Source organism: Bacillus sp. FSL W8-1143, assembly GCF_037965155.1.
GTDB classification, from domain to species: domain Bacteria; phylum Bacillota; class Bacilli; order Bacillales; family Bacillaceae; genus Bacillus; species Bacillus pumilus.
In genome coordinates this window covers 2,703,370-2,715,975 of the sequence record NZ_CP150182.1, presented here as the reverse complement: position 1 = coordinate 2,715,975, position 12,606 = coordinate 2,703,370, and the positions used below count along the sequence as shown (strand labels likewise).

The following is a 12,606-nucleotide window of genomic DNA, read 5'->3' as shown; positions in this document are numbered from 1 at the left end:
GCTGAAATATGAATTGATTGGTTTTGTGCCTTCTGTATTGGATTTGTTACCTGTGCGTCGAAATGATGTGGTAAAATAGTTGAGTTGAATATTCATTAGAAAAATGGTGGTTAAGCGCATGTCTAATAAACTGCTTCGTGGTACTTTGGTTTTAACGATAGGGACTTATCTCTCTCGTATTCTTGGTATGATTTATTTAATTCCATTTAGCGCAATGGTTGGAGCTACTGGTGGAGCGCTATTTCAATATGGATACAATCAGTATACGATCTTTTTAAGTATTGCTACGCTTGGTTTTCCAACAGCGGTATCAAAATTTGTTTCTAAATATAATGCAATTGGCGATTATGAGACAACAAGAAAAATGTTCAGGGCGGGTATGTCGGTCATGCTTGTCACCGGGATTATCGCTTTTTCTCTTTTATATTTGAGTGCACCAATTTTCGCCAAAATTCAGCTTGGCGGATCAAATGAAACAGGCGGTTTGACCGTCGACCAAGTGGTATATGTGATTCGGATGGTCAGTTTAGGTCTTTTGGTTGTACCAATTATGAGTCTCGTGCGAGGGTTCTTCCAAGGACACTCTATGATGGGACCGACAGCTGTTTCCCAAGTCATCGAGCAGCTTGTCAGAATCATCTTCCTATTAACAGCAACGTTTATTATTTTAAAAGTGCTTGACGGCGGTCTTGTCATCGCTGTCGGATATGCTACATTTGCAGCACTTATCGGCGCATTTGGCGGCTTATTCACGCTTTATTTATATTGGCTGAAGCGCAAGGATCGGCTCTTATCCATGCAACCGAATACAGGTGCTTCCTCTGACTTATCTTATAAGCAAATGTTTACAGAGCTATTTAGCTATGCCGCACCGTATGTGTTTGTTGGACTGGCGATTCCAATTTATTCTTATATAGATACAAACACGATTAACAGAGCCATGATTGCATCAGGCCATCAGGATATTAGTACAGCGGTATTGTCTATTGTGACGTTATATTTACCGAAGCTCGTGATGATTCCTGTGTCCCTTGCAACAGCGTTTGGCTTAACCTTGATTCCAACGATTACGGAATCATTTACAGCTCGTAACTACAAGCTGCTCAATAGACAAATTGATCAGACGATGCAGGTCATATTATTTTTCGTGCTGCCTGCTTCATTTGGTATCTCGGCATTAGCTGGACCGGTTTATTGGTTTTTCTATCCGTCTGTTCATCCTGAGATTGGGATGTCAATTTTGTTCTGGTATGCACCTGTTGCGTTATTGTTTTCTTTATTCACCATTAATGCAGCGATTTTGCAGGGAATTAACAAACAAAAATTTGCCATCGTCAGTCTGTTGTTAGGGATCATCATTAAAACGGTTCTGAACATTCCGCTAATCAGCTGGCTGCAAGGAAATGGTTCTGTGCTTGCGACTGCGTTAGGCTATAGTGCGTCCATCTTGTATATGTTTATCATGATTAAGCGCCATGCCGGCTATTCGTTCCGTAGGATTTTCAAACGATTTATTCTCATTGGTATTTTGACTGCGATTATGGCTGTAGTGGCGTATGCGACATGTCAGCTTGTGAGCCAAGTGATTTCGTATGAAGGTGGAATTATTAACGCGGGTATCGTCATTTTAATTTCAATGATCACTGGCGGCGGTGTGTATCTGTTCTTGTCATATAAGGTAGGATTACTTGAGCGTGTACTCGGCAGCCGTATGCCCAAATTTTTAAGAAAAAAGAGTTAAGAAGAGGTGGAGTTTCATGAGGCTTGATAAATTGCTTGCTAGCAGCGGCTTTGGTTCAAGAAAAGATGTAAAGAAGCTGGTCAAGGCACGGGCAGTCACCGTGAATGGAGAACTGGCGAAGCAGGTGAAAGATCATGTTGATCCATCGAATGATGAAGTGCTCGTACACGGAGAGCGTGTAGAATATAAAGAATTCATTTACTTAATGATGAACAAACCGGATGGGGTCATCTCAGCTACTGAAGATTTGCGGGATGAAACGGTCGTCGATTTACTTGAGCCGGAGGATATCGCAAGGGAGCCATTTCCTGTCGGGAGACTAGACAAGGATACAGTCGGTCTTCTCCTCCTCACAAATGATGGACAGCTTGCTCATCAATTACTTTCTCCAAAAAAGCATGTGCCAAAAACGTACGAGGTTCATTTGAAATATCCATTAGGAGATCAAGACATCAAGCGTCTTGAAGAGGGTGTTGTCATTTTAGATGATTACCGCACGAAGCCGGCAAAGGTTGAAGTAGATGCGAATGAAAGTGAAGATACACGCATCCGTTTAACAATTACTGAAGGAAAGTACCATCAAGTGAAGCTGATGGCTCAAGCAGTGGGAAATGAAGTCATCTTTTTAAAAAGACGCTCGATGGGGGCTATCTCTTTAGATGAAGATCTAGCGCCAGGGGAGTACCGTGAATTGACGGACGAAGAATTAGACAGCTTAATCAATCGACCATAAATGTAGAACAAAAGAAAAGAACCGGCATGTCGCCGGTTCTTTTTGTTATATGGACAGTTCATTATACGCTTAAGATGATATTTTTACTTTTTTTCTCGTTGTTTCCCATTTGCCTCTGCTTGGACTATGAACAAGATCGTTATAGGCAAGCACGTTTAAGTCTCTTTGAATGGTTCTAGGTGTGATCCCGAATTCATCAACCAGCTCTTGTGTCGTCACAAGACCTTTCTCTTGAATGAACATATAGACTGATTTTATTCGAGTCATCATACGGTTTGTTGAAGGTTTCAAAAAACCACTCCCTATCAATAAGATCGGATGGACTTGACTAACCACAACTTACTACACTAAAACTGCGAAATAAGGACATGCAACAATGGTAAATGTTCGTGTTTCTTAATGTTTTATTCTATTATACACGTTATTATGCATCTAGTTCCACCAAAAAGTCAACTTTACATGTTATTTAACTTGTCTTCATGAATCGAAACATGGTATATACCATGTTTTGAATTCGGTTACAACCCAATGGGCGTAAGGCGTATGGAGAATACTGTCACATTCAAACGTCCAAAAATGAAACACAGAAAATTTACAAAATAAAAAATTCACTCATCTTAAAAAGACACATCCCTTGTTAGAATGTGCCTTTTTTGTTTCTGTTATCCTTCTAAGAAAAAGAGCTGAATGAAAAATAAAATGGCAAAGATGAGAACAAGTACATGTACTTCTCTCCATTTCCCTTTTGCCAGTTTCACAAGTGGATATGAAATAAATCCAAGTGAAATTCCGGTTGAAATACTAGATGTCAGCGGCATGGAAAGGATCACTAGAAAAGCAGGGAATGCTTCGTCTAGCTCGTTCCAGCGAATGCGTGACACGGAGTTCATCATCAAGCACCCGACAATGATGAGAACAGGTGATGTGATGGATGGTAAAGAAGAGATGGCTTGAACGAGCGGGCCAAAAAACAATGCCACAATAAACAATGCAGCGACCGTTAAAGACGTTAGCCCGGTTCTTCCGCCAGCAGCAACCCCAGATGATGATTCAATATAAGCTGTCGTTGGGCTTGTTCCAAACATAGAACCGATCGTCGTTGCAGCAGAGTCAGCGAGCAGGGCTCTGCGTACCTTTGGCAGCTGCCCATTTTTCATGAGTCCTGCTTGTTCGGCCACTCCGATCATTGTGCCCGTTGTATCAAAAATCGTCACTAGTAAGAAGGAGAAGACGACAGCGTATAAATGATGAGAGAATACATCGCCGAAGGCAGCGAATGGGTTTGTAATCAGCATGCCTTCTGGTAGTGCAGGGATGTCCATCAGCATTTTCGGAAAATGAAGCTGGCCTGTTACGACCGCAATCAGTGTCGTCGCTAACATGCCGATAAACAGAGCGCCATTTACTTGAAGTACCATTAAAATAACAGAGATCATTAAGCCGACAAGCGTTAAAATGACAACAGGCGAGCTTAAGTTGCCAAGCTTCACTAAATTTTCCGGGTCAGCTGCGATAATCCCAGACTGACGGAGGCCGATAAATGCAATAAAAAGCCCGATTCCGGCTGTAATGCCGTATTTTAAATTATCTGGAATGGCTTGAATCAGTTGTTTTCTAAGGGATGTTAACGATAAAATAATAAAGAGTATTCCAGCAACAAATACCGCACTGAACGCTGTTTGATAGCTGATGCCGCCACCACCGACAACTGTAAAGGTGAAATAGACATTCAGCCCCATGCCTGGTGCAATCGCAATCGGGTAGTTTGCAAATAGTGCCATCCAGAGTGTACCGACGACAGCAGCGATAATTGTTGCAGTAAAGACTTGGTCAAAAGGAATGCCTGCTTTTGAAAGAATTCCTGGGTTAACGGCAACAATATATACCATAGTAAAGAATGTCGTCATACCAGCGATTAATTCTCTCTTTATGTTGGTTTGGTTTTCTTTTAACTGAAACATAAAATCCTCCATTTACGAACATTATTACAAAACAATTAATATAATATTCGTTTTAAGGGTGGATTGCAACCTTTTTTCAAGGAGGAATGGAAAAATGAATTGGGAAGCTGAAGTCTTACGAAAAAAAGACGATTTGATTGAGGACACACAATCTTTTTTACAAATTGAAAGTGTCCTTGATGAAGAAGGTGGAAAAGAAGGAAAGCCATTTGGTGAAAAAGTCGATCAGGCCCTTCAGTATATGCTGAAAAAAGGGGAAGACGAAGGATTCACAGTCAAGAATGTGGATGGCTATGCTGGTCATATTGAATATGGAGAAGGCGAAGACATTGTAGGTGTGCTATGCCATGTGGACGTTGTGCCTGCTGGTGACGGTTGGACAACCCCGCCATTTTCAGCGGACATAAGAGAAAATAAAATATTTGCACGAGGCGCCATTGATGATAAAGGGCCAACCATGGCGGCTTTCTACGCACTGAAGATGTTAAAAGATACAGGGATGAAGCTGTCAAAAAAGATTCGAATGATCATTGGAACAGATGAAGAAAGTGATTGGCGCTGTGTGGACCATTATTTCAAGCACGAGGCGATGCCGCAAATTGGATTTGCACCAGATGCTGATTTTCCGATTATTCATGCTGAAAAAGGGATCATTGATGCCATTGTGTCATTTACATATCAACATACAGAACAACATCAGCGCTATACGCTCAAGCAATTCACATCGGGTATGCGGCTGAATATGGTGCCGGATGAGGCAACTGCCACTGTGACAGCGGCACAAGAACACGATGCTGAATCATTAAAAACAGCTTTTGAAGCTTATCTTGCTGACAATCAATTATCAGGTGAGGTAAAGAATGTAGCGGATGGACTGCATTTCACATTAAAAGGTGAATCAGTTCATGCTATGGAGCCGGCGCATGGAATCAATGCGGGCATTCATATGGCCAATTTCCTATGTGGACAAGAATTAGATGAAGACGGGCTTGCTTTTACCTCTCAAATCAATGCTTTATTTGATCAGGATACAAGAGGGAAAAAGCTGGGGATTGCTTGCAAAGATGACATTAGCGGAGATTTGACCTTGAATGTTGGCACGATCCGCTATACACAAAGCGAGGAAGCGAAGCTAGGATTAAATGTCCGCTATCCAGTGACAGCAGACGGCAAGGACGTTAAAAAAGGGATCGAAGGCATCAAAGGGGCTACCCTTCTAAAATTTGATGACAGCCCCCCGCATCACGTCTCAAAAGATCACCCACTTGTCAAAACATTGCAGCGGGTATATGAGGAACAAACGGGAGATCCAGCTCACCTGATTGCCATTGGTGGAGGAACGTATGCGAGATCTTTAGAAGCAGGCGTTGCCTTTGGTCCTCTCTTCCCTGGCAGACCAGATTGCGCACACCAGAAGGATGAATATATCGAAATCGATGATCTACTAAGAGCAACCGCTCTATATGCACAAGCCATGTATGAATTGGCAAAATAGAAAAAGAGAAGAGGGATTCACAGTGAAAAAAATGTTCTTATGCTCTTCATTCAAAGACAGCTATTCTCTCTTATCTGACTTTACGGGTGAATCATTAAAAGGAAAACGTGTGACATTTTTTCCAACAGCAAGTGCTGTGGAAGAAGTCACTCACTATGTGGAGGCAGCGAAAGAAGCCTTTCATCAACTCGGTATGCAGCTAGAAATCGTTCAAATAGCTGAGCAGTCTGCCGAAGAAATCACAAAGATGATAAAACAAAATGATGTGGTGTACGTATCAGGAGGCAACACCTTCTATTTGCTGCAGGAATTGAGAAATCACGGTCTCGATGACGTGCTAAAAGAAGAAATCAATAAAGGCAAGTTGTACATTGGCGAATCCGCAGGGAGTATCATCATGGCGCCAAGCATTGAATATATCTCCGTGATGGATGATCGGCAGAAGGCACCAGAGCTTTCATCTTATCAAGGATTCAATGAGATAAGCTACTGTCCGGTACCGCATATGTACAATACCTATTTAGGCGAGGCTGCGCAGCAAATCATGGAGCAGTATGAGCAGACGCTCGATTTATGCCCGCTTACTGATGAGCAGGCTTTACTCATCACAGGGGAGCAGGCTGAGGTGAAGTCCGACAAATCGTCCTAACCTTGAAACAGCATGTAGACAAACCCTCGCATTCGGTGTCAGTCCTGCGCGCCGGTACTCACGAATGTCAAATTCGCTCCGTTCCGGTGCTCGTCCTTCCTAGGGCTGCAAAGGTTTTCTATCACGCTGAAAAGAAGACAAAGGGCTAAAATCAAGATCATTTTAGCCCTTTGTCAACAATCTGAAAGGAACAGGGATTCATGACCCTGTTCCTTTTTTAATCTTGAAAAACATCACTTGATAAGTATCGTTCGCCTGTATCTGCTGTCATACAGATCACAATTTGATCTACCGGCAATTGCTTGGCTGTTTCAATCGCAGCATAGCAGGCTGCTCCAGAGGATGGACCAACTAAAATTCCTTCAAGACGGGCAAGCTGACGTGTGATATTGTACGCATCTTCATCGCTTACTTGCACGATCTCATCATAGACATGCTCGTTTAAAATTTTGGGAATAAATCCTGGGCTTGTGCCAACAAGTTTATGTTTGCCAGGTGTCCCGCCAGATAAGACTGGAGATCCCTTCGGCTCTGCCACACGTATGGTCATATGAGGGAAAGCCTTCTTTAATTCCTCTCCAGTGCCTGTAATGGTTCCGCCAGTTCCTGCTGTTGCGACAAAGGCTCCAAGGGGCTTTCCAAGTTGCTTGACAGCTTCTATGATTTCAACAGCCGTTGTGCCTCTATGTGCATCTGGATTCGCTCTATTATCAAATTGCATTGGGATAAAGCTATGAGGAATTTGAGCTGCCAGCTCCTCTGCCTTGCGAATACAGCCTGGCATTTTTTCTTCTCCTGGGGTTAAAACGACCTGCGCCCCGTAAGCCTTCAAAATATTGATTCGTTCCTTTGTCATCGTATCAGGCATCACAAGGATGGCTTGATACCCTCTAGCTGCTGCGTTCATGGCTAAACCAATCCCTGTATTCCCACTCGTCGGTTCAATAATGGTCGCTCCTTTTGTCAGCTTCCCTTGCCTTTCAGCCTCGACGATCATATTGTAAGCAGCGCGGTCCTTCACACTGCCGCTAGGATTAAACGATTCCAGTTTTAAATAAACAGCTGCCGCATTGTCTGGCTGAAGCCGCTGTAATTGAACAAGTGGTGTATCGCCAATCAGCTCCGCTATATTTTGTGCAACCTTCATCATGTGACACCCTTTCTTCTCATTCCGCATTTCTTTAGTTATACTATCATCAATGGGGATTCGTAAAGTTTGTTATAAAAGGACAGGTGATATTGTGTCAGAAAACCGTCATTATTTTATTGGGGTTCACATCCCTGAACAACTTGCGCATCAAATCAAAAAAGACATTGATCAAAGAAGCGGACTGTCTTTTCAAAAGTGGACAGCACCACATGATTATCATGTGACCTTGATCTTTTTAGGTGCCATTCCAGATGAGCGCTTAAAGAAGATCATCGAGCTGCTTGAGATCCTCTCAAAGGAAGCCACTGCATTTTCACTAGAGCTGAATGAGGTCGGACAGTTTGGCACGAAGGAACGCCCGAGAGTCTTTTTTGCAAAACCTGATGAAAGTGAACCACTCATGCAATTAAGAGAAAAGGTGAAAGAAGCCGTATTGTCAGCAGGACATCCTGTTGAAAAGAGACCGTTTCATCCGCATATGACGATTGCGCGCAAATGGAATGCGGATCACTCTTTTGCAGAACAAGCGCCTTTACGCAAAGAGCCATACGTGATAGAGGTTTCTTGTATGACTCTATATGAAATACGCCCGAGAGAAACCCCGCGTTATCACGCAATCAAACAATTTGCACTACATAAATGATTCTAAAAGTTGGAGTGAGCAGCAGATGGCGCAAATTATCAAAATTCAAGATTATATATCACGATATGAACAAGACCCGCATCACTACATCAATCAATTCATTCGATTGAAAAAGCAAAGGTGGGACGAGTTAAAAAAAGCTTCAAAAGAGAAGACGCAGCATTCATTTGACCAAATCTCTGAACAAGCGCCTGAACAAGAGGAGGAAAAGAGAAAGAAATTCTCCTTAAAGAGAAAGCAAAAAGAAGCCGATATGAAGAAGGAACGGGACCTGAGTCTTTTTAACGAGCCGACAGATATAGAGCAAGGTGTCTTTACAAACGTTCCTACAGATGAAACGAAGCTCATTCATTTTTTTAAGGATCATCTATATGATGTTCAATTAAAATGGGCGAGCTCGACGATTTCCAACATTTCGACCGTTTCCCATCACATTCGGTATGACGAAAAGCTGCGCATGCTTGCTAGGCAGCTTCCGGATTCATATTTTGTGATGTACAAACCGGTGCTGCTCATTCAAAAAGCAGAGATGGAATTATGTCCAGTCCTCATTACGCCGCTGGAAGTGATTTGTTTATCCTTCTTAGAGGCAGAGCCTGACAGCGTATATATCGGAACGAAGGAACGTTTTTGGGAAAAGCGGGCGAATGGGAAAGCGGTTCAGTCCGTTTTGAATCCTTGCGCAAGCCTTCTACGCTCTGGCACCGTCGTGTCAAAGATCTTACAGCAAAGCGGTGTCCATCTTCCTGTGAAAAAAATCCTGATCAGCCGTACCTCGTATATTGACTTACCGGAAGTTCCATACGGGATGGAGGTTGTCGATAAGAAGAAGGCGGAAGATTGGTTTGAAAAGCAGCGGAAAAATACTGCGCCGACAAAGCATCAGCAATTTAAGGCGACAAAAGCATTGCTTGCTTATGGTGAATCAGACAGCAAAAGAAGGCAGGAATGGCTCGATTAAAGGCATAATGGAAGGTCACGAAAAATGAGACCTGAGTGGAGCTAATATATGAATGAATGGTACTTTATCGTTAATCCAGCAGCAGGACATGGAAAAGGACTTCGTACATGGAAGAGTATAGAGAAAGAACTACAAAGGATGGAGATCTCATATCGATCGTTTCTCACCCAGCATGAAGGTCATGCAGAAGTATTGGCAAGACAAATTAGCGCCATGCAAGATGACAGGCTAAAGCGCCTGATTGTCATTGGCGGTGACGGAACCATTCATGAAGTCCTAAATGGCTTAAAGGAAATGGATCATGTGCAGCTAAGCTTTGTCCCCGCCGGTCATTGGAATGATGCGGCGAAGGGCCTTGGCATCCATCGTCAAGATGTCCTAAAAGAAGTGAGAAAGCAAAAAAGAATGCTCACCAAAACATTTTCACTCGGCTCCTTTCAAGATCACGCAGAAAGCGCACAATCCGTTCTCTTTCTCAATCATATCGGTGCTGGGTTTGATGCGCATGTGCTAAGGAAAACAGTGCATTTCAGAGGAAAAAAGTGGCTGAAACGACTGGGGCTTGGGTTTATCATCTACCCGCTGTCATTTCTCCATTCTTTATGGTCCTTTAAGCCGTTCGACCTTGCACTGTTTATTGAAAACGAGAAGAAGGTCTTTCGCCAAGTGTGGTTTGTGATTGTTTGTAATCACCCCTATTACGGAGGTGGGCTGGAAGCAGCGCCAGAAGTAAGCGCAAGGCAGCCAGGCTTTCAAACACTCGTTGTCACAGATTTGAATCCATTTAAAGTGCTCTTGTTTCTAAGTGCGATGGTGTTTCGCAAGCACCTTGGAATGAAGGGCGTTACCCTGTTTCAGCACGAAGAAGCGTACTTGGAGGCAGATGGAAAAATCTTATTTCATGCAGATGGAGAAGTGATTGGCGCAACGCCTGTTTTTGTGAAGGCGAGTGAATACTCCTTAAAATTACGTGCTTAAATCACTTATCGTGAATGTCTTAGTCAAAGAACCATGAAAAAAGCCTTTCTTTTCATAAGGTTCTTGTCCTGATTTTCTAGTTTTGCTTGACGAGTATAAGAAGGTAACGATAAAATCTATAGGACGGCTATTGTTTAGCATCTCATTCTCAATAGCTGTCCTTTTTGTTTTTATGATCATATAAATAAAAAAAGAAACAGCCTATTGACCTTCAATCGGCTGAATTTTGTCGACTAAAAAAGCACGATTTAAAATATTTTAAGAAATGATGGGTTGAAAATTGATATGAACTGGTTGGGACAAATATTAGGTAGCGAATGGCACATCTCTCCTGCTGGAGGCGCTACGGGAGATGCGTACTTCGCAACACACAATGACCAAAAGCTATTTTTAAAACGCAATACGTCACCGTTTCTTGCGGTTTTGTCAGCTGAAGGCATTGTGCCGAAGCTTGTCTGGACAAAACGGATGGAAAATGGGGATGTCATCACTGCGCAGCACTGGCTGAGCGGCAGAGAGCTGAAGCCAAAGGACATGAATGACCGTCCTGTCGCAGAGCAGCTAAGAAAAATTCATACATCGAAAGAATTGCTTGATATGCTGAAACGATTAGAGAAGCACTCTCTAGACCCAGCATCCATTCTGAAGCATTTAAAACAGTCCATATTTAAAGAGCAAATTGATTCGCGCGACGTCACACGTGCTATCCAGTACTTAGAGAAGCATGTGGAGGCAGTTCAATTTGAAGACAAGGTCGTGTGTCATTGTGACCTGAATCATAATAATTGGCTGCTGACAGATGAAAACCAGCTTTACTTGATCGATTGGGATGGGGCGATGATTGCTGACCCAGCCATTGATCTTGGACCACTTTTATACCATTATGTTGAAGAAGAGAACTGGGAAAGCTGGCTCTCAATGTACGGTGCCCCGCTGACGGACAATTTGCGAAAACGCATGGCTTGGTACGTCCTCGCTGAAACTGTATCGTTTGTCGTGTGGCATAAAAGAAAAGGGAATGAAAAAGCGCAGCAAGAAGTGCAAGCGGAGCTGTGCGCACTCTTACAGCGGTTAAATATTCATTAAGACAGAGGAATATTCTCGACCCACTCTGACAAATGCGATTGATGCGCCTCAATATGTGCATCGATTGAACTGACAGAAGTGCCCTTTTGGCTGTAATCATAAATATCAGTTAATAATTGACGAATGTCGGCATCAAGGTCTTCTTTTGCCAGCATGAATTGAATCACGCGTCCCACCTGTTCATATTCTGCAACAGTCCCGCAGCAATCCAACTGGTGATCGGTTAAAATATCTTTGATTAATTGAAGCTGATGTTGACGGTTTAATCCCATACGTATGCTCCTTTTCTGCGTGTCATTTATGTGGTTAAACTGTGCATTCAGCACCCAATTTATACATGCGGCAGACCAGCTCAAGCGAAGGGCTGGTCTTTTTCATATGCGCATAAAGATGCTGTCTTGCGGGTCTTTATGTTTCATGGTATCTTGATAAAATGTAAAGAAAATAGAGGTGTATCAAATTGAGAATGCGACATAAACCATGGGCTGATGATTACTTAGCTGAAAATGCTCATATTGCCTTAGCTAACCCAGAGCAATATAAAGGGAAATGGCATGAGCTGTTTGGAAATGATCATCCAATCCATATTGAAGTTGGCACAGGAAAAGGGAGCTTTATCGCTGGAATGGGCAAGCTTCATCCTGATACCAACTATATTGGCATTGAATTATTTAAAAGTGTCATTGTGACAGCAGTAGATAAAATCAAAGAGACAGATGTTGAAAATGTAAAGCTCTTGAACATTAATGCGGAAACGCTGACAGATGTGTTTGCGGAAAATGAGATTGACCGAGTGTATTTGAATTTCTCTGATCCGTGGCCAAAAGCAAGACATGAAAAGCGCAGATTGACGTTTAAGGCCTTTTTAGAGCGATATGAACATATTCTCCGTCCAGGCGGTGAATTGCATTTCAAAACAGATAACCGCGGGTTATTTGAATATTCCTTAAAGAGCTTTTCTGCATATGGCCTTCTTTTAACGTATGTAAGCTTAGATTTACATAAGGACGGACTAGAAGGAAATGTGATGACGGAATACGAAGAGAAATTCTCGTCTATGGGACAACCTATCTATCGATCAGAAGTGAAATTTTCAGAATAACAAGTGACATCAAGCTGGCTGCAAAAAGAATTGCAGTCAGCTTTTTTCATGAAAAGATTGATGCATGCGATTTTCAGCTGTATTTGCTACGATAGAAAAAGGAGGGA

Annotated in this window: 13 protein-coding genes; 9 read left to right on the top strand and 4 right to left on the bottom strand. The window is 42.6% G+C overall.

Annotation, left to right across the window (positions count from 1 at the left end):
• Positions 1-118: 118 nt before the first annotated feature.
• Both NSQ36_RS13800 and NSQ36_RS13795 read left to right on the top strand, forming a co-directional pair.
• The gene (locus NSQ36_RS13800; RefSeq protein ID WP_003217649.1) at positions 119-1,741 is read left to right on the top strand and encodes a polysaccharide biosynthesis protein; all 1,623 of its coding nucleotides are present in this window, start codon (positions 119-121) and stop codon (positions 1,739-1,741) included.
• A gap of 16 nt (positions 1,742-1,757) precedes the next feature.
• Positions 1,758-2,474 carry a pseudouridine synthase gene (locus NSQ36_RS13795; protein ID WP_050943540.1) on the top strand — a complete coding sequence of 239 codons (717 nt, stop codon included), beginning with the start codon at positions 1,758-1,760 and terminating at the stop codon, positions 2,472-2,474.
• Between the two features lie 69 nt (positions 2,475-2,543).
• Here NSQ36_RS13795 and NSQ36_RS13790 read toward each other — a convergent pair whose 3' ends face one another.
• Both NSQ36_RS13790 and NSQ36_RS13785 read right to left on the bottom strand, forming a co-directional pair.
• Positions 2,544-2,765 (bottom strand): DeoR family transcriptional regulator, encoded by a 222-nt coding sequence (locus NSQ36_RS13790; RefSeq protein WP_008356419.1) that lies wholly within the window; start codon positions 2,763-2,765, stop codon positions 2,544-2,546.
• 371 nt (positions 2,766-3,136) lie between these two features.
• Positions 3,137-4,435, bottom strand: a complete 1,299-nt coding sequence (locus tag NSQ36_RS13785) for an NCS2 family permease (RefSeq protein ID WP_050943541.1) — start codon at positions 4,433-4,435, stop codon at positions 3,137-3,139.
• Between the two features lie 94 nt (positions 4,436-4,529).
• Here NSQ36_RS13785 and pepV point away from each other — a divergent pair, with 94 nt between their 5' ends.
• Together pepV and NSQ36_RS13775 are read left to right on the top strand one after the other, a co-directional pair.
• Positions 4,530-5,930: a dipeptidase PepV gene (pepV, locus tag NSQ36_RS13780; RefSeq protein WP_321999465.1), complete on the top strand. Its 1,401-nt coding sequence runs from the start codon at positions 4,530-4,532 to the stop codon at positions 5,928-5,930.
• Between the two features lie 22 nt (positions 5,931-5,952).
• Positions 5,953-6,579, top strand: coding sequence for a Type 1 glutamine amidotransferase-like domain-containing protein (locus NSQ36_RS13775; RefSeq protein ID WP_339205941.1), 627 nt, complete (start codon positions 5,953-5,955; stop codon positions 6,577-6,579).
• 217 nt (positions 6,580-6,796) lie between these two features.
• Here the strand turns inward: NSQ36_RS13775 and cysK are convergent, their stop codons facing one another.
• The gene (gene cysK / locus NSQ36_RS13770) at positions 6,797-7,729 is read right to left on the bottom strand and encodes a cysteine synthase A (RefSeq protein ID WP_106918380.1); all 933 of its coding nucleotides are present in this window, start codon (positions 7,727-7,729) and stop codon (positions 6,797-6,799) included.
• Positions 7,730-7,820: 91 nt separating this feature from the next.
• Between cysK and thpR the strand changes: the two genes are divergently transcribed.
• The 4 genes from thpR to NSQ36_RS13750 all read left to right on the top strand — a co-directional run bounded on the left by thpR (position 7,821) and on the right by NSQ36_RS13750 (position 11,397).
• Positions 7,821-8,372, top strand: coding sequence for an RNA 2',3'-cyclic phosphodiesterase (gene thpR / locus NSQ36_RS13765; RefSeq protein WP_137055367.1), 552 nt, complete (start codon positions 7,821-7,823; stop codon positions 8,370-8,372).
• 25 nt (positions 8,373-8,397) lie between these two features.
• Positions 8,398-9,333, top strand: coding sequence for a hypothetical protein (locus NSQ36_RS13760; RefSeq protein WP_106033037.1), 936 nt, complete (start codon positions 8,398-8,400; stop codon positions 9,331-9,333).
• 48 nt (positions 9,334-9,381) lie between these two features.
• Complete coding sequence (locus tag NSQ36_RS13755; RefSeq protein ID WP_321999463.1) at positions 9,382-10,311, top strand: YegS/Rv2252/BmrU family lipid kinase; 930 nt, start codon at positions 9,382-9,384, stop codon at positions 10,309-10,311.
• Positions 10,312-10,596: 285 nt separating this feature from the next.
• The gene (locus NSQ36_RS13750) at positions 10,597-11,397 is read left to right on the top strand and encodes a phosphotransferase family protein (protein ID WP_170966030.1); all 801 of its coding nucleotides are present in this window, start codon (positions 10,597-10,599) and stop codon (positions 11,395-11,397) included.
• Here the strand turns inward: NSQ36_RS13750 and NSQ36_RS13745 are convergent.
• Positions 11,394-11,669, bottom strand: coding sequence for a YtzH-like family protein (locus tag NSQ36_RS13745; RefSeq protein ID WP_126740821.1), 276 nt, complete (start codon positions 11,667-11,669; stop codon positions 11,394-11,396). The two genes, NSQ36_RS13750 and NSQ36_RS13745, sit on opposite strands and share 4 nt — an antisense overlap.
• A 188-nt stretch (positions 11,670-11,857) precedes the next feature.
• On the opposite strand from NSQ36_RS13745, the gene trmB reads away from it, so the two are divergent.
• Positions 11,858-12,499 carry a tRNA (guanosine(46)-N7)-methyltransferase TrmB gene (gene trmB / locus NSQ36_RS13740; protein ID WP_050943547.1) on the top strand — a complete coding sequence of 214 codons (642 nt, stop codon included), beginning with the start codon at positions 11,858-11,860 and terminating at the stop codon, positions 12,497-12,499.
• Positions 12,500-12,606: the final 107 nt, after the last annotated feature.